This is a genomic window from Dyella solisilvae, assembly GCF_003351225.1.
Taxonomy (GTDB): Bacteria; Pseudomonadota; Gammaproteobacteria; order Xanthomonadales; family Rhodanobacteraceae; genus Dyella; species Dyella solisilvae.
Window position 1 is genome coordinate 59,668 of record NZ_QQSY01000007.1, and the last position, 23,851, is coordinate 83,518.

A 23,851-nucleotide genomic window follows, 5' to 3' on the forward strand; every position below is an offset into this window, starting at 1 on the left:
CGCATGATCGACATCATTCTGGTGTTGAACGCGGGTTCCTCGAGCATCAAGTTCAGGGTGTTCGAGGTGGGTGCAGGTATGAAGCTCGCGATGCGTGGCCAGGTGGACGGCCTGTATACCAAGGCCAGCTTCCGCGTGGTGGACCCGCAAGGGGAGGTCACTCGCACCGAGCTGCAGCCACCGGACGGCGGCGAACTGGGGCATGAGGGGGCCATCGCGCACATTGGCGATTTCCTGCGCGGTCATGGCGAAGGCTACAGCGTCGTCGCGGTGGGCCACCGGGTCGTGCATGGTGGCCAACATTTCACTTCCGCTGTTCTGGCGACCCCGGCAGTGGTCGACGAACTGGACAAACTTTCGCCGCTCGCGCCACTGCACCAGCCGCACAACCTGGCGCCCATCCGCATCATCCACCGGCGGCGTCCGGAGTTGCCGCAGGTGGCGTGCTTCGACACGGCGTTCCATCGGAACCAGCCGGAGGTTGCGCAGGCCTACGCACTGCCGGCGTCCATCACGGATCTGGGCGTACGGCGTTATGGGTTTCACGGGTTGTCGTACGAATACATCGCGAGCGTGCTCGCCGATTACTCCCCGGTCGCGGCCGCGGGGCGCACCGTGGTGGCGCATCTTGGCAATGGCGCCAGCATGTGCGCGATGGTCGGGGGGAGAAGCGTGGCCAGCACCATGGGCTTCACCGCAGTGGATGGGCTGCCGATGGGAACGCGCTGCGGCAATCTGGACCCGGGCGTGATCCTGTATCTGATCGATGCGTTGGGCATGGACACCCGAGGCGTGGCCGACCTGATCTATCGGCAGTCCGGCCTGCTCGGCGTGTCCGGCGTGTCCAGCGATATGCGCGAATTGCTCCACAGCGACGACGCGAACGCGCGCGCCGCGGTCGACCTCTTCGTTTACCGGATCGCGAGGGAGCTGGGCTCACTGGTCGCCGCCATGGGCGGCATCGACGCGCTGGTATTCACCGCGGGCATCGGCGAGAACGCGTCAGCCGTTCGCAAGCGCGTGGCGTCGCTGGTCGGATGGTGTGGCCTCGATCTCGACGACGTCGCCAACGAGGCTGGCGGTCCGTGCATCAGCAAGCCGGGTAGCCGCGTCGGCGGGTGGGTCATACCGACCGACGAAGAGTCGATGATCGCGCGCCAGACCATGGCGTTGATGGGCTAGGCAAGGAAAGGGTGCGCACGGGCGGCCATCGAAGGGACTCAGTTGGATCCGTCACGTCAGTCGCAGGCAGGCTAGAGGAGACATGTGATGTCCAGTGAAACATCGCGACCGATCCTGAAGGGCGCCAAGGCGTTGGTCACCGGGATCGCCAACGAGCACTCGATTGCCTACGGATGCGCCAAGGCCTTTCATGAACTGGGCGCCGAGTTGGCCATCACCTACTTGAACGACAAGGCGCGACCGCATGTCGAGCCGCTCGCCACCGAACTGCAGGCGCCACTGTTCCTGCCACTCGACGTGGCGCGGCCCGGCGAACTGGAAGCCGTGTTCGAGCGCATCGCGAGCGAGTGGGGAAAGCTGGACATCGTCGTGCACTCCATCGCCTGGGCGCCGAAAGCCGACCTCGAGGGCGGCCTGCTGCAATGCTCCAGCGAAGGATTCGGCGCGGCCATGGACATCTCCTGCCACTCCTTCGTGCGCATGGCCCGATTGGCGGCGCCGCTGATGAAGGACGGCGGCACGCTGTTGACCATGAGCTACTACGGCGCTAACAAGGTGGTGCCCAACTACAGCGTGATGGGTCCGGTAAAGGCCGCGCTCGAATCCTGCGCTCGCTACCTCGCCTACGAACTCGGGCACCTTGGCATCCGCGTGCATGCCGTGTCGCCCGGTCCGCTCAAGACGCGCGCCGCCAGCGGCCTCAAGGATTTTGACCTGCTGTTGAGCAAGGCGTCGCAACGCGCCCCGCTGGGCGAGCTGGTGGACATCATGGATGTCGGCTTCACCTGCGCGTTCCTGGCGACGCGGTACGCGCGACGCGTTTCCGGTGAGACGCTCTACATCGACGGCGGCGTGAACATCATGGCGTGAACCCGCATTTGCCGAGAGCCAGTGTCCGGAGCCAGCCTGGCGCCCAAAACAAAACAGCGCCTGGCCGGTGACGGGCAAGCGCTGTCAGGTCTGGAATGATTGGTGGAGCGGAGGAGGATCGAACTCCCGACCTTCGCATTGCGAACGCGACGCTCTCCCAGCTGAGCTACCGCCCCACACGAGCCGCAAATATTACCAGCGGCTCGTGGCGTTCGCCAAGCCCCCGTCCTCAGGGCAGCAAGCGGGCCAAATCGTCTTGCAGCACGCCGCGCCGCCAGCCCTCGAGAAAGTCCGGCCACTGGGCCGTCACCACGTATTCCTCCAGCGCCTTGCGCGGGCACAGCAGGCCGGGGGGAAGGTCGAGTTCGCTGGCCCGCCGGTCGACGAGGTCCTTCATCGCCGCCAGCGCCTTTTTGGCCTCGCCCTGCGGTGTCTCCAGGATGCTCGCGGCGCCGCTGATTTCCTCCGCATCCAGCGGCCGGCGCAGCTGCTCGAACAGTTCCTCGCGCTGCGCCGAACGCAGTGCGCGCTGGCCGCGCGTGCGCTGATCCAACTCGCTGGCAGAGGCGGGGCGCTGCTGCACGAGGCTCATCGCGGCGGCGTCCTCCAATAGCCACGGGCGCGGACGGTCGAGCGTGCGCGCGGCATGGTCTCGCCACAGCAGTACGCGGCGAAGCAGGGCGCGCTGTTCCGGTCGCCACTCGGCGGCGCCGCGGAAGCCACGCTGCGGTTGCGGGTCTCCCTCGCGATAACAGGCGCGCTGCTTGAGGCGCTCGCAGTCTTCCGCATGCCATGCGGTGCGGTCGCGTTGCTCCAGGCGTTCGGCCAGTTGTTCGTGGACGGTCTTGAGGTAGACCACGTCGAGCGTGGCATACGCACGCTGCGATGCGGTCAGCGGACGCTGCAGCCAGTCCGAGCGTGTCTCGCCCTTGTCCAGTTCCGCGCCGGCCAGTTCGGCCACCAATGCGCGATAGCTGATACCCAGTCCCATGCCGACGAAGGCCGCGGCAATCTGAGTGTCGAACAGGCGTCGCGGTCCGTGGGGCAGCAGCGGCGACAGCGCTTCGAGGTCTTCGCTTGCGCTGTGCATCACGGTGACGGCATCGCCGTTGCCCAGCAGCGGCTGCAACGCATCGCCGATGGAAAACGCCAGTGGGTCGACCAGTGCATAGCGCCCATTCCAGCCAAGCTGGACAAGGGCTAGCTGGGGATAGAAGGTGTTCCGGCGCATGAACTCGGTGTCGAAGCCGAGCGCCGCGTTGGCGGGCAGCGTCGCCAGCCATGCTTCGAGGGCGTCGCGATGTTCGATCCAGCTGGCGTCGGGAGCCGGGTTGGCGTGTGCTTGCATGCGTGTTCCTGGAGATGCCGGGGACGCGAGCTCGCGCATTGTCCTGACATCGGTTTGTGCCTATGGTTAGGCGCAGCACGATAACAGGCCGCCCAAGGACGCCCAACATGCCGAGCAAGGAAACCGTACGACGACAGCGTGCCGTGGGTGGGACCCTTGGCGTCGTCGTGCTCGGCATGGCGTTGGTTTATCACTTCTTTCCGCGGGTCTTCCACGTCGAGCCGTCGGCGGTCACCACCAAGCGCGCGATGAACCTCGGCCCGGTGACGAGTGGCGCCCCCAACCAGCGGTTGCCGTCTGCGCCGGCGTTGGCTGAAATCGACGCCGGTCCGCCGGTGACCCTGGCGCCCAGCGAAGTGATCGTGGCGCGACTGGGCAAGAAGAACGAGAACCTTCCCGAACAGCTCAGCGCCGACACGCCCGAGGTCGAGGCTTTGCTCACGCGCGCCAGCAAGGCGTTGCACGCCGGCCAGCTGGCCGGCGATGTCAACAGCGCCGCCGCATTGTTCGAGCTCGCCCTGAAGGACAAGCCGGACAGTCGTCGCGCTGCCGAGGGCCTGTTTGACGTTCGTCAGCGGCTCGTTGCCGAAATCAACCAGGACCTCGCGGTGGGCGATGCCGAGTCGGTCGGTGAGCTGCTGGAAGCGCTCAAGGGAATTCCTGATTCGACGGACGACGTGAATCAGCTGCTCGCCAAGCTGAAAACCCTGACGCAGGTGCGTCCGCTGCTGGCCAAGGCCGCGACTCTGTTGCAGCAGGGCAAGGTTGACCAGCCGGCGGGGGATAACGCGCTGGAGTTGTATCGGCAGGTGCAGCAGCTGGATCCGGACAATGCGGTTGCTGCCCAGGGAGTTCTGCAGGTGCAGCGCGCGGTGCTCGATCGCGCGCTCGCCGCCGTTGCACAGAACGATTTCAAGGGGGCTGACCAGGCGCTGGCCGAGGCCGCCCAGGTACTGCCCGACTCGCAGGCGCTGCGCGATGTGCACACGCGTGTGGATGGCATGCGCCAGGCGCGGGCGACAGGCATCCTGACCCAGGCCCGCTCGGCGCTGGATGCGGGCAACCTCACTCTTGCCCAGCAACTGGCCGACCAGGCCAAAGGCATCAGCCCCGAGCTCGCCGGCCTGACGGAATTCGGCGATCGATTGAACAACGCCCGGCTCTACGCCAACTACAAGCCGGGCCAGGTCTTCACCGACCGCTTCCTCGACATGCCCGGCCAGGGCCCGTCGATGGTGGTGGTGCCGACTGGCACGTTCCAGATGGGCGCGCCGGACGAGGAAGCCGGCCGCCAGGATGCCGAGACCCCGCAGCACCAGGTCGCCATCAGCAAGGGATTCGCGCTATCGCGCACGGCCATCACGGTCGGGCAGTTCCGCGAGTTTGTCCGCGCCAGCGGTTACCAGCCCGACTCGGTGAAGCTCGGCGGCGCCAGCGTCTACGACGAAGGCACCGGGGCGATGCGCGACGACAGCAACGCCACCTGGCAGGACGATTACGTCGGCCACAACGCCGACAGCCGGCTGCCGGTGGTGAACGTGTCCTGGAACGACGCCAAGGCCTATGCCGACTGGCTCAGCCAGCGCACCGGCAAGACCTTTCGGCTGCCCAGCGAAGCCGAGTTCGAATACGCCCTGCGCGGTGGGACCGGCAGCCGCTACTGGTGGGGTGACGGCAACCCGACCGGCAAGGTGGAAAACCTCACTGGCGGCAACGATCGTTCGCCCAGCGGCCGCCGCTGGAGCAACGCCTTCCCCGGCTACCGCGACGGCTACTGGGGTCCGGCGCCGGTGATGAGCTTTTCGCCCAATCCGTTCGGCCTGTACGACATGGGCGGCAACGTCTCCGAATGGGTGCAGGACTGCTGGCATGAGAGCTACCTGCGCGCCCCCCGCGACGGCAGCGCTTGGGTCAACCCCGGCTGCAGCGTGAGGGTCGTGCGCGGCGGCTCCTGGGGCAGCTCGCCGGACCAGGTGCGCTCGGCCTACCGCCAAGGGGTGGACGCCAGCGTGCGCAGTGGACGCGTCGGCTTCCGCGTGCTGCGCGAACTCTGAAAAGGCCCGCTTGCAGCACATCCTGCCCATGACCTCGCCATCGGTTGTGGCGATTGCGTACGGCGGCCGCTCCGGCTGATTCTGGACGCGGTCGCGGGGTCCCTGAGACCCTCTCACCCCCGCTTGTGCTGCCGCCCGGACGAACCGTAAAATGACTCGCTTTCGTGTAAGGGAATCATCGACTTAGGGCGGAGTGCCCGGAGGCTGGCGGGGCGGGGCATGGAGACAGATTTCGTCTGTCAATTCCCTTGGAAATCCGATGCTTGCGGGAGTTTCCTCAGAGTTGTTCTGATGCGAAAGTGGCGGAATTGGTAGACGCACCAGATTTAGGTTCTGGCGGGTAACCCCCGTGTGGGTTCGAGTCCCACCTTTCGCACCATCCCTTTGTTTTTGAAGGCGGCCGGGGGCCGCCATGCGCCTTTGACGGGCGCACTTTTCGGTATTCCAGGAGACGTCATGCAGGTTTCGGTTGAAAACGTCGGCAAGCTCGAGCGCAAGCTCACGGTGAAGTTCCCCGCGGAGCGTTTCGAGTCGCAGGTGAGCGCCCGCATCGCCGAGATGGGTCGCACGGTGCGCCTGAAGGGCTTCCGTCCGGGCAAGGTGCCGACCACGGTGATCCAGCAGCGCTTCGGCGACCAGGTGCGTGGCGAGGTGCTTTCCGACCTGATCGGCAGCACGCTGCGTGAGGCGGTGGCCCAGGAGAACCTGCGCCCGATCGCCAACCCGTCGATCAACACGACCGGCCGCCCGGAAGATGGCGAGATCGCCTACACCGCCACCTTCGAGGTGATGCCGGAATTCCCCGAGATCGACGTCGCCAAGCTCGAGGTCACCCGCCCGGTGGCCGACGTGAACGATGCCGACATCGAGAAGATGATCGAGACCCTGCGCACCCAGCGCCGCAGCTTCGACCCCGTCGAGCGCGCCTCGGTCGAGGGCGACTTCGTGATGTTCGAGTACTCGGCGCAGGCCGGTGACTATCGCTTCCCGGCCGAAGGCCTGGAGCGCGCCGGCAGCGTGCTGGGCTCGGGCAACCTGTTCAAGGCGCTGGACGAAGTCCTCACCGGCCGCAAGGCGGACGACGAGTTCGCCGCCGATGTCGAGTTCCCGGCGGATTTCCGCAACGAGAACCTGGCCGGCAAGACCACGCAGTGCCAGTTCAAGATCATCAAGGTGCAGGAGCCGAAGCTGCCGGAAGTGGACGCCGAGTTCGCCAAGCTGTTCGGCATTGTCGACGGTGACCTGGAGCATTTCCGCAAGGAAGTGCGGGCCAACCTCGAGCGCGAGCTGAAGGCCACCCTGATGGCCCGCCTGAAGTCCGAAGTGGCCGAGAAGCTGGCCAACGCCTATCCCGAACTGGACGTGCCCAATGTGATGGTGCAGTCCGAGGCCCACGGCCTGGCCCAGGGCAGCGTGCCGCGCGGCCAGCAGGTTCCGCCGCAGCTGGTCGAGGCCGCCGCGCCGATCGCCCGCAAGCGCGTCATTGCCGGCCTGCTGATGGGCGAGATCGCCCGCAAGCAGTCCCTGGCCATCGACCGTAGCCGCGTGGCTGAACAGCTGGCCGCGATCGCCTCGACCTACGAGGAACCGGAGAAGGTCATTGAACTCTACAACCGTGACCCCCAACTGATGTCCGGGCTGCAGAACCGCGTGATGGAAGACCAGGTCGCAGAGTGGGTGGCCGATCACGCCACGACCACCGTGCAGAATCTGGGCTTTGACGAGGTGATGCGCCCGGTCAGCGCCTGAGGCATCCTTCAGGCCAATCAACCGGAGAGCGACAAAGCATGGCCATGGACCCGATCCAGAACCTCAACCTGGTACCGATCGTCGTCGAGCAGACCGCCCGAGGCGAACGTTCGTACGACATCTATTCGCGCCTCCTCAAGGAGCGCGTGATCTTCCTCGTGGGCGAGGTGAACGATCAGGTGGCCAACCTGCTGGTCGCGCAGATGCTGTTCCTTGAATCGGAGAACCCGGACAAGGACATCCATCTGTACATCAACAGCCCGGGCGGCGCCGTTACCGCCGGGCTGGCGATTTACGACACCATGCAGTTCATCAAGCCGGACGTCAGCACCATGTGCATCGGCCAAGCCTGCAGTGCGGCCTCGCTGCTGCTGATGGCTGGCGCCAAGGGCAAGCGTTACTCGCTGCCGAACTCACGCGTGATGATCCACCAGCCGTCGGGCGGCGCCCGCGGCCAGGCCACGGACATCGAGATCCAGGCCCAGGAGATCCTGTACCTGCGTCGTCGCCTGAACGATATCTATGTTCAGCATACCGGCCAGCCCCTCGACAAGATCGAGCGGGACATGGAGCGCGACCGCTTCATGAGCGCCGAGGCGGCCAAGGAGTATGGTCTGATCGACCAGGTCCTGGACCGCCGTGCCGTCGAATCGGTGAAATCGGCCTGATTTCAGGTACCTGGTACCGGGTTTGCAAGTCGTTCCGCGTCTCGCTGCAGACGCGGAACGCTGTGCTATTCTCAAACCGCAATCGATTTACTAGCAGGATCCAGGCATGAGCGACGATCGGCAGGGCCGTTCCAACGACAGCGGCAAGATTCTCTACTGCTCCTTCTGCGGCAAGAGCCAGCATGAAGTGCGCAAGCTGATCGCGGGCCCCTCCGTGTTCATCTGCGACGAGTGCGTAGAGCTGTGCAACGACATCATCCGCGAGGAACTGGAGGAGAAGGCGGCCTCCGGGCGCAGCCAACTGCCCAAGCCCCGCGAGATCATGGAGACGCTCGATCAGTACGTGGTGGGCCAGACCCGCGCCAAGAAGGCGCTGGCGGTGGCCGTGTACAACCACTACAAGCGCATGGAGTCGCGCCAGAAGAGCGACGACGTCGAATTGGGCAAGTCCAACATCCTGCTGATCGGTCCCACCGGCTCGGGCAAGACCCTGCTGGCCGAGACCCTGGCGCGCCTGCTCAACGTGCCGTTCACCATCGCCGACGCCACCACCCTCACCGAGGCGGGTTACGTGGGCGAGGATGTGGAAAACATCATCCAGAAGCTGCTGCAGAAGTGCGACTACGACGTCGACAAGGCGCAGTCGGGCATCGTCTACATCGACGAAATCGACAAGATCTCGCGCAAGAGCGAGAACCCATCGATCACCCGCGACGTGTCCGGCGAAGGCGTGCAGCAGGCATTGCTGAAGCTGATCGAAGGCACGCTGGCCTCGGTGCCGCCGCAGGGTGGCCGCAAGCATCCGCAGCAGGAATTCCTGCAGGTCGATACCAAGAACATCCTGTTCATCTGCGGTGGCGCGTTCGCCGGCCTGGAAAAGGTGATCCAGCAGCGTTCCGAGACGGTGGGCATCGGCTTCTCGGCCGAAGTCCGCAGCAAGGAGCGCAAGGAGAACCTGGGTAAGCTGCTGGCGGAAGTGGAGCCGTCCGATCTGGTCCGCTACGGCCTGATCCCCGAGTTCGTTGGCCGCCTGCCGGTGGTCGCGACGCTCGATGAGCTGGATGAGCCAGCGCTGGTCAAGATTCTCACCGAGCCGAAGAACGCCGTCACCAAGCAGTTCAAGAAGCTGTTCGAGATGGAAGGCGTGGAACTCGAGTTCCGCCCTGAGGCCCTGCAGGCGATCGCCCGCAAGGCGCTCAAGCGCAAGACCGGCGCGCGTGGCCTGCGCACCATTCTCGAACAAGTGCTGCTGGACACCATGTACGAGCTGCCGTCGCTGGAGCACGTGAGCAAGGTGGTGGTGGACGACGCCGTCATCGAAGGACAGGCCGAGCCGTACCTGATCTATCGCGGCAATCTCAAGCAGCCGCGCGCAGCAGGCGAGGGCAGTGACGCCGCCTGAGCGGGTTACTGCGCTGCTCGCAATCTTGTCATGGCCCCGGCAGCGCTGCCGGGGCCATTTCGTTTGTGCGGCCCGTCATGCACTTGTGCCTTTGGCCGATTGCCACCACTTGACGTACAGATGCCCCCGGCGCAGTGTCGGGGCAAAAGACGCTATTCATCCCTGAGAGATTCTCTTCGATGGCAAAGAACGCCCCCAACCCCCAAGTCACCGGAGCTCTGCTGGACGCCCTGCCAGTGCTGCCGCTGCGTGACGTGGTGGTCTATCCCCACATGGTCATTCCGCTTTTCGTCGGGCGTGACAAATCCATGCGCGCGCTTGAGCGCGCGATGGAGGGCGAGCGCCAGATCCTGCTGGTGGCGCAGAAGAGCCCGGACATCGACGATCCGAAGATCGGCGACCTGCACGAAATCGGCACGCTGGCTGGCGTATTGCAGCTGCTAAAGCTTCCCGACGGCACCGTGAAAGTGCTGGTCGAGGGCCAGTCGCGCGTGATCATCGAGAACTACGACGAGGATGGCGGCATGCTTACCGCCACCTCGCGCGTGATCGAGCCGGTATACAGCAACAAGGAGCGCGAGCTCGACGTGGTGTCGCGCACGCTGATCTCCCTGTTCGAGCAGCTCGTCAAGCAGAGTCGCAAGCTGCCGCCCGAGGTGCTCGCCACCTTGTCCGGCATCGACGATCCCTCGCGCGTGGCCGACTCCATTGCGGCGCATCTTTCCGTGCGCATGGCCGACAAGCAGAAGGTGCTTGAAACGTCCGACGTGGGCCAGCGCCTGGAGCTGCTGATCGGACTGGTCGACGGTGAGATGGATCTGCAGCAGGTGGAAAAGCGCATCCGCGGCCGCGTGAAGTCGCAGATGGAGAAGAGCCAGCGCGAGTACTACCTCAACGAGCAGATGAAGGCCATCCAGAAGGAGCTCGGCGAGAGCGAGGAAGGCCCGAACGAAATCGAGGAGCTGCAGAAGAAGATCGACAACGCCGGCATGCCCAAGGCGGTGCTGGCGAAGGCGCGCGCCGAATTTGGCAAGCTGCGCCAGATGTCGCCGATGTCGGCCGAGGCGACCGTGGTGCGCAACTACCTCGACTGGCTGGTGGGCGTGCCGTGGAAGAAGAAGACCAAAGTGCGCAAGGATCTGCAGCTGGCGCAGGACGTGCTCGATGCTGACCACTTTGGCCTGGAGAAGGTCAAGGAGCGCATCCTCGAATACCTCGCCGTGCAGCAGCGCGTGAACACCATGCGCGGCCCGATCCTGTGCCTGGTCGGCCCGCCGGGCGTGGGCAAGACCTCGCTCGGCCAGTCGATCGCGAAGGCGACCAACCGTAAGTTCGTTCGCATGAGCCTGGGCGGCGTGCGCGACGAGGCCGAGATCCGCGGCCACCGTCGCACCTACATCGGCTCGATGCCGGGTCGCATCGTGCAGAACCTCAACAAGGTGAGCACGAAGAACCCGCTGTTCGTGCTGGACGAAATCGACAAGATGTCGATGGACTTCCGTGGTGATCCGTCGTCGGCATTGCTGGAAGTGCTCGACCCCGAGCAGAACCATGCCTTCAACGACCATTACCTCGAGGTCGACCTGGACCTGTCCGAGGTGATGTGGATCGCCACGGCCAACTCGCTGAACATCCCAGGGCCACTGCTGGACCGCATGGAGGTCATTCGCATCCCGGGTTACACCGAGGACGAGAAGCTGGGCATCGCCCAGAAGTACCTTGTGCCCAAGCAGCTGAAGGCCAACGGCCTCAAGCCTGAAGAGTTGAGCGTCGACGAGGGCTCCGTTCGCGACATCGTGCGCTACTACACGCGCGAGTCCGGCGTGCGCAACCTCGAGCGCGAGATTTCCAAGATCTGCCGCAAGGTGGTGAAGGAGCTGACCCTGGCCGAGGTGAGCAGCAAGAAGGTCGCGGCGAAGAAGACGTCGGCCGCAAAGACGGCCAAAGCGAAGAAGGCGGTCAAGGTCACCTCGGCCAACCTCGAGCAGTACCTGGGCGTGCGTCGTTTCGACTTCGGTCGCAAGGAACTGCAGAACGAGGTCGGTCTGGTGACCGGCCTCGCGTGGACCCAGGTCGGCGGCGACCTGCTGAGCATCGAAGCGTCGGTGGTGCCGGGCAAGGGCCGCCTGGTGAACACCGGGCAGCTCGGCGACGTGATGAAGGAGTCGATCCAGGCGGCGCTATCGGTCGTGCGCGCCCGCGCCGATCGGCTCGGCATCGATCCAGAGTTCCACCAGAAATTCGACATCCACATCCACGTGCCGGAAGGCGCCACGCCCAAGGATGGCCCCAGCGCAGGCATCGCCATGTGCACCGCGCTGGTGTCGGCCCTGACCAAGGTGCCGGTGCGCTCGGAAGTCGCGATGACCGGCGAGATCACCCTGCGCGGCCGCGTGCTGCCGATTGGCGGGCTCAAGGAGAAGCTGCTGGCGGCGCATCGCGGCGGCATCACCACGGTGATCATTCCGGAAGAAAACAAGAAGGATCTGGCGGATATTCCGGACAACATCACCGGCTCGCTCGACATCCATCCCGTGCGCTGGATCGACGAGGTGCTGGATATTGCACTGGAGCGTCCGCTGCAGCCGTTGCAGGCGAGCGAGAGCAATGACAAGCCCGAAGTCGAGGCGCCCCGTGAGGAGGCTCAGGACGAGTCGCAGGAGTCGTACGCGCGACCCCATTGATCCGTGACAGGGGTCACCGAAAACGGGCGGGCGACCGCCCGTTTTTGTGTCCGATTTGTACTGGTATGGTCTCCCGCGCATAGCGTTTCAGCATGGGCATTGCAAGCGTTTTCGAAACACGCTGAACCGTGGGAAGCCTTGGTATTGCTTGTCATTGCGGACCCTCAGGGCCACTGGTATAAAGGCGGCACCGCAGCCTGACGCCGAGCAGATGCGCAGTGATGCGGGGTTGCTTGGTGATGTCCCGGCTGCTTGCCGCGGCGACGTCGCCTGGTCCCAGAATGACCACGCGGGCTGCCTAACCGTTTAAGGGAGTGTCTCAATGAATAAAACCGATCTGATCAATGCCATTGCCGAGAAGGCCGAACTCACCAAGGCTGACGCCGGCCGTGCTCTCGAAGCTTTCTTCGAGACCGTGCAGAAGGCGCTGAAGAAGGGTGACGACGTGTCCGTGGTCGGCTTTGGCACCTTCACCGTGCGCAAGCGCGCCGCTCGTACCGGCCGCAACCCGCGCACCAACGAGACGATCAAGATCAAGGCCTCGAAGGTTCCGGCGTTCAAGGCTGGCAAGACCCTGAAGGATGCCCTAAACTAAGCGGCTACTTGCTTAGTTTCGGGTGCTTAGCTCAGCGGTAGAGCGTCGCCCTTACAAGGCGAGGGTCGTAGGTTCGATCCCTACAGCACCCACCAGAAATATGCGGAGCGGTAGTTCAGTCGGTTAGAATGCTGGCCTGTCACGCCGGAGGTCGCGGGTTCGAGTCCCGTCCGCTCCGCCAGAGTTCGCAAGGGCGCCCGCGTGGCGCCCTTGCTGTTTGAGCACGGCGCACTTGCTGCGCTACACAACGACATAGTCGAGACCAAACCATGCTGCAGGCGTTGCGCAACAAGCTTCACGGATGGCCTTCCATCGTCATTCTTGGCCTTGCCGTATTGGCTATGTCGTTGTTTGGCATCCAGTCCTACTTCGCGTCGCATACCGACACGTTCGTGGCGATGGTGGGCAAGCACGAGATCACCCAGCGCGATTTTCAGGATCGCCTGAACCAGGTTCGCCGCGACCAGATGCAGCGCCTGGGCGACCAGTTCGACCCGACCCAGTTCGACCGCCCGGAAAACAAGCGTCGCGTGCTCGAACAGCTGATCAACGAGCAACTGCTGCGCCAGGCCAATGAGACGCTGGGCCTGAGGGTGTCCGATCTGGCCCTGCGCGATCGCATCGCCACGGCGCAGGACTTCCAGGTCAACGGGCAGTTCGACCCGGCCACCTACCGCGCCATCCTCGCCGCGCAGGGCATGTCGCCGGCCATGTTCGAGGCCAACCAGCGCGCGCAGCTCGAGCCGTTCCTGCTTCCGCAGGCAATCATCGGCAGCGCGATCGTCACCGACGCGGACATGGACCGTTACCTCAATCTGCTGTACCAGCGCCGTGACCTGCGCTGGTTCGCGTTGCCGCGCCCGGCCCTGACCGATACCGAAGTGACCGATGCCCAGCTGGAGGCCTTCTACAAGGAGCACCAGGCTGACTTCATGAATCCGGAGCAGGTGTCGCTCAAGTACATCGAAGTCAACGGCAACGACCTCAAGATCGATGCGCAGCCGAGCGAGGAAGAGCTCAAGAAGCGCTACGAGGAACAGAAGCAGCGCTACGTCCAGCCCGAGCAGCGCCTGGTGTCGCACATCCTGATCAACGTGCCGAAGAACGCCACGCCGGACCAGCAGAAGGCCGCGCTCGCCAAGGCCGAGAAGATCGCCAGCGAAGCCAACGCCGACAACTTCGCCAAGCTCGCCGAGCAGGATTCGGACGACCTGGGTTCCAAGCGCGCAGGCGGTGACCTGGGCTGGCTGGAAAAGGGCGTGACCAACCCCGCCTTCGATGCGGCGCTGTTCGCCCTGGAGAAGGGTCAGATTTCCAAGCCGGTGCTTTCAGACGAGGGCTACCACGTGCTGTTCCTGCGCGACGTGCGCAGCGGCGAGGCCAAGCCGTTCGCCGAAGTGCGTGACCAGATCGCCAAGGACTATCAGGCCAACGAGCGCGACCGTCAGTTCAGTGAGCTGGCCGGCAAGCTCACCGACCAGACCTATCAGAATCCGTCGTCGCTGGAGCCGGCCGCGCAGGCCCTCAATCTGCCGATCCAGACGACCTCGCTGTTCTCGCGCAAGGGCGGCGAGGGCATCCTGGCCAATCCCAAGCTGGTGCAGGCGGCCTTCTCTGACGACGTGCTCGGCCAGGGCAACAATTCCGGCCTGATCGACCTGGGCACGAACCACGCTGTGGTAGTGCGCGTGGACAAGCACGTGGCAGCTGCGGCCCGACCGCTCGCCGAGGTGCGCGACCAGGTGCGTCAGAAGATCCTGGATGAGCGCACCGCCGCCGAGGCGCAGAAGCGCGCCGACGCGCTGCTCGCGCGCTTGCAGAAGGGTGAAGACATGCAGGCCGTGGCCGCTTCGGTGGGCGCCGCGGTGCAGAACGCTCCGGAGGCCCTGCGCATGCAGCAGGCGCCGGCGCAGGAAGTGCTTGAGCAGGCCTTCCTGCTGCCGCACCCGGTGAACGGCAAGCCGCAGTTCGCACGCGTGTCCATGCAGGACGGTACCTACACGCTGCTGGCGGTGGACAAGGTGCAGGACGGCGACATGTCCAAGATCAACGCACAGCAGCGCGATGCATTGCGCGGTCAGATGGTGCAGGCATACGGCGTGCTGGCCACGCAGGCCTTCATTGATGCCCTCCGTGCCAAGACCGAGATCAAGATCGCGGTCGAGCGCATGTAAGCTCGACCACGAGCGGGAAGGCGAAAGAAGGCGGTCGCAAGGCCGCCTTTTTTTGTGGCCGCGTGCGCCTGGTTACGGGCCGGTCATGCCCAGGATGCTGTACCCGGCATCCACGTGGGTGATTTCCCCGGTGATGGCTGATGCGAGATCCGAGCACAGGAAGGCGCCGACGTTGCCCACCTCGTCGATAGTTACACTGCGCCTCAGTGGAGCATGGGCTTCGACGTGGTCGAGCATCCGGCGGAAGTTTGCGATGCCGGCGGCGGCGAGGGTCTTGATCGGGCCAGCTGAGATAGCGTTCACCCGGGTGCCCTCGGGTCCCAGGTTGAAGGCGAGGTAGCGCACATTCGCCTCCAGGCTCGCCTTGGCCAGGCCCATCACGTTGTAACTTTCCATGGCGCGCTCGGCGCCGAGGTAGCTGAGCGTGAGGATGGCGCCACCACGTCCGCGCATCATCGGGCGCGCGGCCTTGGCCAGGGCGGCCAGGCTGTAGCTGGAGATGTCGTGCGCGACGCTGAAGTTCTCGCGCGAGAGATGGTCCAGGAATTCCCCCTGCAACGCCTCGCGGGGCGCGTAGCCCACCGAGTGCACGAGCACGTCCAAGGTGTCCCAGTGGCGATGCAGCGCGCCGAACAATTGCTCGATCTGCGCGTCCTCCGCCACGTCGCAGGGCAGGACGATGTTGGAGCCAAAGGTATGGGCGGCCTCGTCGACGCGGTCCTTGAGGCGCTCGTTCTGGTAGGTGAAGGCGAGCTGCGCGCCTTCGCGGTGCATGGCGTTGGCGATGCCCCAGGCGATGGAGCGTTGGCTGGCGATGCCGACGATCAGGGCCCGTTTGCCGTGCAGGAATCCCATGCGTCCTCCCCGGGCCGGCTCGCCGACCACCTGGCGCCCGAGTCTAGCAGCGTCGCGCCTTGCCCACCGGCGTGCGTTCGGCGGCTCAGCCGGGGGCGCTGACCTTGAGCACCTGGCCCGGCTTTACGCCCTGGCCCGAGAGATGGTTCCACTGTTCCAGCTGCTTGATCCCCACCGAGTAGCAACGCGCGATGCTCCACAGCGTCTCGCCGTTTTTCACCGTGTGCGTCTTGCCGGAAGGCGCAGACGCGTCATCGCTCGTTGCGGCGCTGAGCGAGGCATTGAGCGGCGGAAACACCGTGGCGCCAGGCACGCTCTGCACGGCGTTGCGGTTGTCGCTCAACAGCGAGTTGCGGAACTGTTGGGCGTGTTCGCTCGGCAGCAGCACGTAGGGCGAGGCCTGTGAGTCGATCATGCCGTTGCGGAAGCCGGCGTTGAGGTCCTTCAGCTCCTCGGGCGACATGCCCGCCTGGCTGGCGGCATGCGCGATCGGCATGGAGTTGTCGATGTTCACCGCGACCAGCCGGTGCTCGGGCGCCAAGGTGGGCAAGCTGACATTGAAACGGCCCGGGTCGCGAATCACGCAGGCGATGGCCAACAGCTTCACCAGGTGCTCGCGCGTGATGGCCTTCACCGGCATCCTCGGGATGACCGGTTCCGCCGGCGGCAGCCCGTGCTCATTGACGATGCGGCGGATACCGAACTCACCCGCGTTGAATGCGTAGTCGACCATGCGCCAGTCGCCGAGATCGTCGTGGTAACGGCTCAGCAGCGCCATGATCGCATCGGTGGCGGCCGGGACGTCCAGGCGACCATCGAAATTCTTGTCGACGCGGATGCCCATCGCATTGGCGGTCGCCGGCATGATTTGCCACATGCCGGCTGGCATGTTCTTGCCCCCGGAGATCGGGCGGTATTGGCTTTCGACCCACGGCAGTAGGGCGAACTCGCCCGCCACGTGATGGCGCGCGGCAATCTGTTGCACGTACGCCAATCGCGGCGCCGCCGCGGCTATCTGGTCTTCGAAGCGATCCGGATTTTGCGTATAGCGGCGCGCCCACAGCGAAATGCCGGGATCAGCGTCGCAATCGGCCATGGCGAAGCTGCTGCGCAGGTCATCCCAGAGGTTGGCGTCGCCGCGCTCAGGCATCACCGGCGCCGATACCGGATGGCGAATGTCGTGGACGGGTTCCGGCGTAGGGGCTTGTGTGACGGGCGCCTGGAGCTTCTGGGCGGGGCCGGTAGCGCAGGCGGCCAGGAAGACCGTCAGCGCGAGGGGCAATGGGCGTAGGCGACGGGAGATCATCCGCGGAATACGTCCTTGTTGGCGCGCAGCGCGGCGAAACGCGCCACGCGGTCGCCCTGGATGCCGTGGCGATGACTCCAGGCAATCACGCCATCGCTGTCGGTGCGCAGGAAGGGATTGGTGGCCTGTTCGGTGGCCATGGTCACCGGCAGGCTGGGCTGGTCGTGCGCGCGCAACGAGGCAACTTCGTGCTGGCGTGCAACCAGCGCCGCGTTGTCCGGCTCGATGGTGTGCGCAAAGCGGCCGTTCGCGGCGGTGTATTCGTGCGCACAGCAAACCAGCGTGTTGCCGGGCAGGGAGGCGAGACGATCGAGCGATGCGAGCATTTGCGCCGGCGTGCCCTCGAACAACCGACCGCAGCCCATGCTGAAAAGGGTGTCGCCGCACAGCAGCACGCCTTCGCCGCTGTACGCGATATGCGTGGTGGTGTGACCGGGAACTGCGATGACGCTGAAGCGTGCGCGCGGCAGGGCGATCGTGACGACGTCGCCATCGGCGACACGCTGGGCGGCTATCTCGATGCGCTCGTCGTGCGGCGCATAGACCGGAACCGCGTGATGGCGCAGCAACGACTCCACGCCACCGATATGATCGTGGTGGTGGTGCGTCAGCAGGATGGCGCGCAACAGGAGCCCGCGCTCGCGAAGCGCCTTCTCGACTGGCGTGGCGTCACCCGGATCGACCACGATGGCCTGGCCATCGTCGTCATGCAGCAGCCAGATGTAATTGTCGGCAAGCGCCGGTAACGGTACGACGTGCAAGGAGGGTTCCTCCGCGGTTTCGTATCGACTGACGCAGGCATCCTTGGCTTGCGCGAAGTGCCCGACTATAAGGGGGCTTGGCGGCGCACTGGTTAGTGAGATGTTAACGGGCCGTTGCACTGTTCAGCCTTGTGGCGGAGTTAATGGCTGACCTGCAAACCAGGACACGCCACAGCGCCCTGCCGGTACACTGTCGGCATTGATCCCACCAGGCCGCCCAGGCATGTCTCAGCGCGACCAAGACATCTACACCAGCGGGCCATTGCGCAGCCTGCTGGCCGAGGAGACGGTGGCGCTGGCGCCCGAACTGCAGCGCTGCGCCGGCACGCACGCGCTGCTCCTCAGTGCGGCACGCGAAGACGTGCCGCCTGTGCTGCCGCTGCTGGCCAACTGGACCCGGCTGAACATCGATGGCGGCGCTTACGCCGGCGACGTACGCGCCAGCGGCCATGATCCCCTCCCGTTTGTGGATGATGCCTTCGACCTGGTGCTGCTGCGGCATGCACTGGAAGTATCGACCGCGCCCCACGAACTGCTGGAGGAAGCGTCGCGCGTGCTGGCGCCGGGCGGCGTATTGGCGCTGACCGGGCTGCATCCGTTCAGTGCGTGGCTGCCGTGGATGGTCTGGCGTACCGGCGGCCGCACGCCCGCGGTGCACTCGCCGATTCTGCTCGAGCGCTGGGTCCGGCGGATCGAGCTGGATATCGAGCGGGTGGAACGAGTGGGCCAGCTGTGGCCCAGCGCTTACGCGGGTTTGCATGCGGCGCACGCCTTCGGTGGCGGTTATCTGCTGATCGCCCGCAAGCGCAGGCGGATGGCTACACCCATTCGCCTCAAGCCCAAGCCGGCCCCGGCGCCGGTCAACGTGGGCCTCGCGCCCGGCGTCCGGCGCAGCGCGGCATCCTGACGAACAACCCAAGATCTGTCGACGAGTGACAATGACTGAAGTGGAAGCTTTTACGGACGGCGCGTGCCTGGGCAATCCCGGGCCGGGCGGCTGGGCTGCGCTGCTGCGCGCCAAGGGAACGGAACGATTGCTGGCCGGCGGTGAGCCGGATACCACCAACAACCGCATGGAACTGATGGCCGCCATTGCCGCGCTGGAAGCGCTGACGCGGCCGTGCAAAGTGGCGTTGACCACCGATTCGCGCTACGTGATGCAGGGCATCGAAGAGTGGGTGCCGAAGTGGCGCGCTAATGGCTGGCGCACCGCCGACAAGAAGCCGGTGAAGAACCAGGACCTTTGGCAGCGCCTGTCGACGGCCACGCAGCCGCACCAGGTGCGCTGGCACTGGGTGAAGGGGCACAACGGTCACGCGGAGAACGAGCGCGTTGATGTCGCGGCCCGTGAGCAGGCCGAACAGTTCAGGAGCAAGGCATGAGGCAGATCGTGCTGGATACCGAGACCACCGGTCTCGAAGTGCGCCAGGGACATCGCCTGATCGAAATCGCCTGCGTGGAGATGATCGAGCGGCGTCCTTCCGGCCGCCACTACCAGACCTACCTCAATCCCGATCGCGCGATCGACGAGGGCGCGCGCCAGGTGACCGGCATCGAGGACGAGTTCCTGCTCGACAAGCCGCGTTTTGGCGATGTGGTGGAGGAGTTCCTGGCCTTTATTGATGGCGCCGAGCTGATCATCCACAACGCGACGTTCGACGTCGGCTTCCTCAATGCCGAATTGGCGCGGCTTGGCGCGTCGTACGGGCGCATTGAGGATCGCTGCAACGTGCTCGACACGCTGGTGATGGCGCGCGAGCGCTACCCAGGCCAGCGCAACAGCCTTGACGCCCTCTGCAAGCGCCTCGGTGTGGACAACTCGGCGCGTGACCTGCATGGCGGCCTGATCGACGCGCAGCTGCTGGCCGAGGTATACCTGTCGATGACCTCAGGCCAGGTCGTGCTGGACCTGGGTTTCGAAGGCGCGCAGGAGCAGGGCGCCACCGTCAAGCTCGCGCCTGTCGTCCTTGATCGGCGCCCGCGAGTGCTTCGCGCGAACGAAGAGGAATTGGTCGCCCACGAGCGTCGTCTGGATGCACTCGACAAGAACGCCGGCGGCGCCAGCGTGTGGCGTCGTGATCAGGCGCCGGCGGTGAATTGAATGCGGGAGCGCGCCGTCAATTGACGCGCGCGATGATCGCCGTGATGTTGTCGCTGCCGCCGCCTTCCAGGGCGGCAAGCAGCAAGTGCTCCACGCACTCCTGCGCCGAGAGGTCCTGGCGCGACACGATGCTTGCGATGGCGTTGTCCGGCACATCCTCGGTCAGGCCATCGCTGCACAGCAGGAAGCACATGCCCGGTTCGAGACGGCCGCGCGCCATGCCGATGTGCAACTGATCGGGCGCGGTGATGCCAAGCGCCTGGGTGATCACGTTGCGTTGCGGATGACGAGCCGCCTGGGCCGGATCAAGCGTGCCGGCCGCGACGAGTTCCTGCACCAGCGAATGATCGTGGCTCACCTGGCGCAAATGCTTCTGCCACAGATAGACGCGGCTATCGCCGACCCAGACCACTTCGTAGCTGTCCGCATGCAGGCGCAGTGCGGCAATCGTGGTGCCCATGGGCCGCGCGTCGTGGAATCCGCGGCTGTGCTGGATCAGGCGCTCGTCCGCGGCGCGCACGGCTTCGACCAGACTGTGTCCACGCGCCACCAGATCAGCCACCGCGTCCCGCACCAGCGCCGACGCCACCTCACCATGCTGGTGCCCGCCCATGCCGTCGGCCACGAGGAACAGGCCGAGCGAAGCGTCGGCATGGTAGGTGTCTTCGTTGCGCGCGCGGCGCAGGCCGACGTGCGTTCCGTGTCCAAACTCGATCATGAAGGGCCTGGTGTGGCGATGCGGTGCGAGCATGACGGAAGTGGGGGGAATGCGCAAAGAATCAGTGGGGTGGAAGAGTGTTGATGCGGCGAATCTGTCGGTGCGTCATCCCTGCGAAAGCAGGCATCCAGTGACTCGGTCTCGGTATGCGATTTGGCTGGTTGCTGGTGGCAGTTCGAGTCGGGAGGCCAAAAGACATCGGCCAGCGTGGCGGGTGGGATTGTCAGGGCCATCCATGGCCCTGACCCCTCCGCGCTTACGCGCTGCGGGGCCAGCCTGCGGCTGTCCTTGTTGCTCCAGGCAATTTTGTCGAACCCGAGTGGGTTCTCACCCAGCCGTCACCGCCAGAAAAGCAAAACGCCCCACGAGGGGGCGTTTTGCTTTTCTGGCGGAGAGGGTGGGATTCGAACCCACGGTACGCTTACACGTACGCCTGATTTCGAGTCAGGTACATTCGACCACTCTGCCACCTCTCCGAAGCGGTGCGTGTGGTCCACGCGAGCCGGCAATCTTACGCGGTACGGCGGCGGGTGGCAATGGGGGAGTGAAAAATCCGGTACGGGCGAACACGCGGGTCTTTCGCGCATCGGGCTGCGCGCAAGTTTTCCGGGCACCGGCCACGAGCCGGGGCGTTGGTGGTGCAGGGCGACAGGATGACCGCGCTTTGTGGCGCGACGCCGCACGGGCGATCCGCCGTTGGCGCTACCTATGTCGACTTTCCTGATCGTCAGGCGGGATCGAAGCGGTCCGCCACTGCCGTATTTTGTGCCGGCGCGCTTCCCAGCGAATCCTTAGGCTGTGCCAAAGAAAAAGGGGCGGTGTTTCCACCGCCCCCGTGACTGCCGAACTGATCAGGCCGCCTTGCGCTTGGCCAGGCGCAGCCAGGTGTCGACCACTGTGTCGGGGTTCAGCGACACCGATTCGATGCCCTGGTCCATCAGCCACTCGGCGAGATCCGGGTGGTCGGACGGGCCCTGGCCGCAGATGCCCACGTACTTGCCCTTGTCGCGGGCCGTCTTGATCGCCAGCGCCAGCAGCTTCTTCACCGCCGGGTCGCGCTCGTCGAACAGGTTGGCCACGATGCTGGAATCGCGATCCAGGCCCAGAGTGAGCTGCGTGAGGTCGTTGGAGCCGATCGAGAAGCCGTCGAAGATCTCCAGGAACTCATCGGCGAGCAGCGCGTTGGACGGCACCTCGCACATCATGATGACCTTCAGGCCGTGCTCGCCCTTGTTGAGGCCGTTCTTGCCCAGCACCTCGATGACCTTGCGGCCTTCGCCGAGCGTGCGCACGAACGGAATCATCACCCACACGTTGTCCAGGCCCATCACTTCGCGCACGTGCTTGACCGCCTTGCACTCCAGCGCAAACGACTCGGCGAAGCCCGGATCGACATAACGGCTGGCGCCGCGATAGCCGATCATCGGATTCTCTTCGTGCGGCTCGTAGCGCGAGCCGCCGACGAGGCCGGCGTATTCGTTCGACTTGAAGTCGGACAGGCGCACGATCACCGGCTTCGGATACACCGACGCGGCGATGGTGGCGATGCCTTCGCCCAGGCGATCGACATAGAACGACACCGGGTCGGCATAACCGGCCATGCGCTCGTCAATCTTCTGCTTGGTGGCGGCGTCCTGCTTGGCGTATTCGAGCAGCGCCTTGGGATGCACGCCGATATGGCTGGCGATGATCATCTCCAGGCGGGCCAGGCCGATGCCGGCGTTCGGCAGCATGCCGAAATCGAACGCGCGCTCGGGATTGGCCACGTTCATCATGATCTTCAGCGGGGCCTCGGGCATGTCGCCCAGGTCCGCGGTGACGCGGTCGAACTTGAGCTCGCCCTGGTAGATCATGCCAGTGTCGCCTTCGGCGCAGGACACGGTAACTTCGGCGCCGTCAGGGATCACGTTCAGGCCATTGCCGGTGCCGACCACGGCCGGCACGCCGAGCTCTCGGGCGATGATCGCCGCGTGGCAGGTGCGACCGCCGCGGTTGGTGACGATGGCGGCGGCGCGCTTCATCACCGGCTCCCAATCGGGATCGGTCATGTCGGCGACCAGCACGTCGCCCGGCTGCACCTTGTTCATGTCGGCCAGCGAGCGGATCACGCGCGCCTTGCCGGAGCCGATCTTCTGGCCAATGGCGCGGCCCTCGGCCAGCACCTTGCCTTTCTCGCTGAGGTGGAAGCGCTCGAGCTGGGTGGCCTGCGAACGCGACTTCACCGTCTCCGGACGCGCCTGCACGATGTAGAGCTTGCCGCTGTTGCCGTCCTTCGCCCATTCGACGTCCATCGGGCGGCCGTAGTGCTGCTCGATGATGAGCGCCTGCTTGGCCAGCTCCTGCACGTCGTCGTCGTTGATGCAGAACTTGTTGCGCAGCTCGGCTGGGGTTTCCTCGATCTTCACGCGCTCGCCGGGCGTGTTGGAATACACCATGCGCTGCTGCTTGGCGCCGAGCGAACGGCGCAGCACCGCGGGCTTGCCCTGCTTGAGCGTGGGCTTGAACACGTAGAACTCATCCGGGTTCACGGCGCCCTGCACGACCATCTCGCCGAGGCCGTAGGAGCCGGTGACGAACACCACGTCGCGGAAGCCGGACTCGGTGTCGAGCGTGAACAGCACGCCGGAGGCGCCCACGTCCGAGCGCACCATCAGCTGCACGCCGGCGGAGAGGAACACGTCTTCGTGCTTGAAGCCCTGGTGCACGCGGTAGGCGATGGCGCGGTCGTTGTACAGCGAGGCGAAGACTTCCTTCACCTTGTGCAGCACGTCCTCGATGCCCACCACGTTGAGGAAGGTTTCCTGCTGGCCGGCGAATGAGGCGTCCGGAAGGTCCTCGGCGGTGGCGGAGGAGCGCACCGCGACGGCGATGTTGTCGGCGCCGGCGTCCTTGCAGAGCTTGGCGTAGCCGTCACGGATGGCCTGGTCGAGGTCGGCCGGCAGCGGGGTTTCGGTGACCCACTCACGGATTTCCTTGCCGGCGGCGGTGAGCGTCTCCACGTCATCCACGTCCAACGAGGCCAGTCGCGCCTGGATGCGCTTGGCGACGCCGCTCTTGTCGAGATACTGCTGGAACGCGTCGGCTGTCGTGGCGAAGCCACCGGGCACGGACACGCCGAGTTTGGCGAGATTGCCGATCATCTCGCCCAGCGAGGCGTTCTTGCCACCGACCTTGCCCAGGTCGGTCATGCGCAGCGTATCGAGCCAAAGCACCAGGTCGTTCAAGGGAATCTCCTCAAGAGCTCATAAGTTTTTGAAGCGGGCAGGCCCGGATCCATCCCGGAATCGGGCTACAAAGAACTGGTATTGTCCGCTGTCAATGGTGCGCAGCACAAGAAGACCATTCCGGCCAAAACCCGCGCCAGCTGCATACCAGTCAGCGGAT

The 23,851-nt window shown here is 65.2% G+C and carries 18 protein-coding genes and 5 tRNA genes; 15 read left to right on the plus strand and 8 right to left on the minus strand.

Annotated features, from left to right (window positions below):
• Positions 1–3 precede the first annotated feature (3 nt).
• Together DVT68_RS18435 and fabI are read left to right on the plus strand one after the other, a co-directional pair.
• Positions 4–1,182, plus strand: coding sequence for an acetate/propionate family kinase (locus DVT68_RS18435; protein ID WP_114826684.1), 1,179 nt, complete (start codon positions 4–6; stop codon positions 1,180–1,182).
• A gap of 87 nt (positions 1,183–1,269) precedes the next feature.
• Complete coding sequence (fabI, locus tag DVT68_RS18440) at positions 1,270–2,052, plus strand: enoyl-ACP reductase FabI (protein ID WP_114826685.1); 783 nt, start codon at positions 1,270–1,272, stop codon at positions 2,050–2,052.
• Positions 2,053–2,152: 100 nt separating this feature from the next.
• Here fabI and DVT68_RS18445 read toward each other — a convergent pair.
• Positions 2,153–2,228: transfer RNA gene (locus DVT68_RS18445), tRNA-Ala, on the minus strand.
• Between the two features lie 53 nt (positions 2,229–2,281).
• Entirely contained in the window at positions 2,282–3,400 is a 1,119-nt protein-coding gene (gene rnd / locus DVT68_RS18450; protein WP_114826686.1) for a ribonuclease D, read from the minus strand.
• 107 nt (positions 3,401–3,507) lie between these two features.
• Here rnd and DVT68_RS18455 point away from each other — a divergent pair, with 107 nt between their 5' ends.
• The 10 genes from DVT68_RS18455 (at position 3,508) to DVT68_RS18500 (ending at position 14,726) form a co-directional block, all read left to right on the plus strand.
• Positions 3,508–5,454: a formylglycine-generating enzyme family protein gene (locus DVT68_RS18455; protein WP_114826687.1), complete on the plus strand. Its 1,947-nt coding sequence runs from the start codon at positions 3,508–3,510 to the stop codon at positions 5,452–5,454.
• 293 nt (positions 5,455–5,747) lie between these two features.
• Positions 5,748–5,833: transfer RNA gene (locus DVT68_RS18460), tRNA-Leu, on the plus strand.
• A 77-nt stretch (positions 5,834–5,910) separates the two neighbouring features.
• Positions 5,911–7,203 carry a trigger factor gene (gene tig / locus DVT68_RS18465; protein ID WP_114826688.1) on the plus strand — a complete coding sequence of 431 codons (1,293 nt, stop codon included), beginning with the start codon at positions 5,911–5,913 and terminating at the stop codon, positions 7,201–7,203.
• A gap of 38 nt (positions 7,204–7,241) precedes the next feature.
• Positions 7,242–7,871: an ATP-dependent Clp endopeptidase proteolytic subunit ClpP gene (gene clpP / locus DVT68_RS18470; RefSeq protein ID WP_114238563.1), complete on the plus strand. Its 630-nt coding sequence runs from the start codon at positions 7,242–7,244 to the stop codon at positions 7,869–7,871.
• 106 nt (positions 7,872–7,977) lie between these two features.
• Positions 7,978–9,273, plus strand: a complete 1,296-nt coding sequence (gene clpX / locus DVT68_RS18475) for an ATP-dependent Clp protease ATP-binding subunit ClpX (protein ID WP_114826689.1) — start codon at positions 7,978–7,980, stop codon at positions 9,271–9,273.
• 179 nt (positions 9,274–9,452) lie between these two features.
• A complete protein-coding gene (lon, locus tag DVT68_RS18480; RefSeq protein WP_114826690.1) occupies positions 9,453–11,957 on the plus strand; it encodes an endopeptidase La in 2,505 nt (834 codons plus the stop codon).
• Positions 11,958–12,279: 322 nt separating this feature from the next.
• Entirely contained in the window at positions 12,280–12,552 is a 273-nt protein-coding gene (locus tag DVT68_RS18485) for an HU family DNA-binding protein (protein ID WP_019465590.1), read from the plus strand.
• 20 nt (positions 12,553–12,572) lie between these two features.
• A tRNA-Val gene (locus DVT68_RS18490) sits at positions 12,573–12,647 on the plus strand.
• Positions 12,648–12,656: 9 nt separating this feature from the next.
• Positions 12,657–12,733 (plus strand) — tRNA-Asp (locus DVT68_RS18495).
• 88 nt (positions 12,734–12,821) lie between these two features.
• On the plus strand, positions 12,822–14,726 hold the full coding sequence (locus DVT68_RS18500; protein ID WP_114826691.1) for a SurA N-terminal domain-containing protein: 1,905 nt from the start codon (positions 12,822–12,824) through the stop codon (positions 14,724–14,726).
• Between the two features lie 72 nt (positions 14,727–14,798).
• Here the strand turns inward: DVT68_RS18500 and DVT68_RS18505 are convergent, their stop codons facing one another.
• From DVT68_RS18505 to gloB, 3 genes are all read right to left on the minus strand, one after another.
• A complete protein-coding gene (locus tag DVT68_RS18505; protein ID WP_114826692.1) occupies positions 14,799–15,581 on the minus strand; it encodes an enoyl-ACP reductase FabI in 783 nt (260 codons plus the stop codon).
• An 85-nt stretch (positions 15,582–15,666) separates the two neighbouring features.
• On the minus strand, positions 15,667–16,887 hold the full coding sequence (locus DVT68_RS18510; RefSeq protein ID WP_325050450.1) for a LysM peptidoglycan-binding domain-containing protein: 1,221 nt from the start codon (positions 16,885–16,887) through the stop codon (positions 15,667–15,669).
• Positions 16,884–17,648, minus strand: coding sequence for a hydroxyacylglutathione hydrolase (gene gloB, locus DVT68_RS18515; RefSeq protein ID WP_114826693.1), 765 nt, complete (start codon positions 17,646–17,648; stop codon positions 16,884–16,886). The genes DVT68_RS18510 and gloB overlap by 4 nt, the downstream gene beginning before the upstream one ends.
• A 223-nt stretch (positions 17,649–17,871) precedes the next feature.
• Here gloB and DVT68_RS18520 point away from each other — a divergent pair, with 223 nt between their 5' ends.
• The 3 genes from DVT68_RS18520 to dnaQ are packed head-to-tail and all read left to right on the plus strand — an operon-like array spanning position 17,872 to position 19,749.
• Positions 17,872–18,555, plus strand: coding sequence for a methyltransferase domain-containing protein (locus DVT68_RS18520; RefSeq protein WP_114826694.1), 684 nt, complete (start codon positions 17,872–17,874; stop codon positions 18,553–18,555).
• 31 nt (positions 18,556–18,586) lie between these two features.
• Complete coding sequence (gene rnhA, locus DVT68_RS18525) at positions 18,587–19,030, plus strand: ribonuclease HI (protein WP_114826695.1); 444 nt, start codon at positions 18,587–18,589, stop codon at positions 19,028–19,030.
• On the plus strand, positions 19,027–19,749 hold the full coding sequence (gene dnaQ / locus DVT68_RS18530; RefSeq protein ID WP_114826696.1) for a DNA polymerase III subunit epsilon: 723 nt from the start codon (positions 19,027–19,029) through the stop codon (positions 19,747–19,749). Before rnhA ends, dnaQ begins: the two co-directional genes overlap by 4 nt.
• 16 nt (positions 19,750–19,765) lie before the next feature.
• Here the strand turns inward: dnaQ and DVT68_RS18535 are convergent, their stop codons facing one another.
• The 3 genes from DVT68_RS18535 to ppsA all read right to left on the minus strand — a co-directional run bounded on the left by DVT68_RS18535 (position 19,766) and on the right by ppsA (position 23,691).
• Complete coding sequence (locus DVT68_RS18535) at positions 19,766–20,467, minus strand: PP2C family protein-serine/threonine phosphatase (RefSeq protein ID WP_114826754.1); 702 nt, start codon at positions 20,465–20,467, stop codon at positions 19,766–19,768.
• Between the two features lie 386 nt (positions 20,468–20,853).
• Positions 20,854–20,943: transfer RNA gene (locus DVT68_RS18540), tRNA-Ser, on the minus strand.
• A gap of 375 nt (positions 20,944–21,318) precedes the next feature.
• Complete coding sequence (gene ppsA, locus DVT68_RS18545; protein WP_114826697.1) at positions 21,319–23,691, minus strand: phosphoenolpyruvate synthase; 2,373 nt, start codon at positions 23,689–23,691, stop codon at positions 21,319–21,321.
• Positions 23,692–23,851 lie beyond the last annotated feature (160 nt).

Coding starts and splice junctions, on each gene's coding strand:
- rnd (WP_114826686.1), bottom strand. CDS start 3,400: ATGCAAGCACACGCCAACCCGGCTCCCGACGCCAGCTGGATCGAACAT.
- lon (WP_114826690.1), top strand. CDS start 9,453: ATGGCAAAGAACGCCCCCAACCCCCAAGTCACCGGAGCTCTGCTGGAC.
- DVT68_RS18500 (WP_114826691.1), top strand. CDS start 12,822: ATGCTGCAGGCGTTGCGCAACAAGCTTCACGGATGGCCTTCCATCGTC.
- DVT68_RS18505 (WP_114826692.1), bottom strand. CDS start 15,581: ATGGGATTCCTGCACGGCAAACGGGCCCTGATCGTCGGCATCGCCAGC.
- clpX (WP_114826689.1), top strand. CDS start 7,978: ATGAGCGACGATCGGCAGGGCCGTTCCAACGACAGCGGCAAGATTCTC.
- DVT68_RS18455 (WP_114826687.1), top strand. CDS start 3,508: ATGCCGAGCAAGGAAACCGTACGACGACAGCGTGCCGTGGGTGGGACC.
- DVT68_RS18510 (WP_325050450.1), bottom strand. CDS start 16,887: ATGATCTCCCGTCGCCTACGCCCATTGCCCCTCGCGCTGACGGTCTTC.
- rnhA (WP_114826695.1), top strand. CDS start 18,587: ATGACTGAAGTGGAAGCTTTTACGGACGGCGCGTGCCTGGGCAATCCC.
- dnaQ (WP_114826696.1), top strand. CDS start 19,027: ATGAGGCAGATCGTGCTGGATACCGAGACCACCGGTCTCGAAGTGCGC.
- DVT68_RS18435 (WP_114826684.1), top strand. CDS start 4: ATGATCGACATCATTCTGGTGTTGAACGCGGGTTCCTCGAGCATCAAG.
- DVT68_RS18485 (WP_019465590.1), top strand. CDS start 12,280: ATGAATAAAACCGATCTGATCAATGCCATTGCCGAGAAGGCCGAACTC.
- tig (WP_114826688.1), top strand. CDS start 5,911: ATGCAGGTTTCGGTTGAAAACGTCGGCAAGCTCGAGCGCAAGCTCACG.
- DVT68_RS18520 (WP_114826694.1), top strand. CDS start 17,872: ATGTCTCAGCGCGACCAAGACATCTACACCAGCGGGCCATTGCGCAGC.
- clpP (WP_114238563.1), top strand. CDS start 7,242: ATGGCCATGGACCCGATCCAGAACCTCAACCTGGTACCGATCGTCGTC.
- fabI (WP_114826685.1), top strand. CDS start 1,270: ATGTCCAGTGAAACATCGCGACCGATCCTGAAGGGCGCCAAGGCGTTG.
- DVT68_RS18535 (WP_114826754.1), bottom strand. CDS start 20,467: ATGATCGAGTTTGGACACGGAACGCACGTCGGCCTGCGCCGCGCGCGC.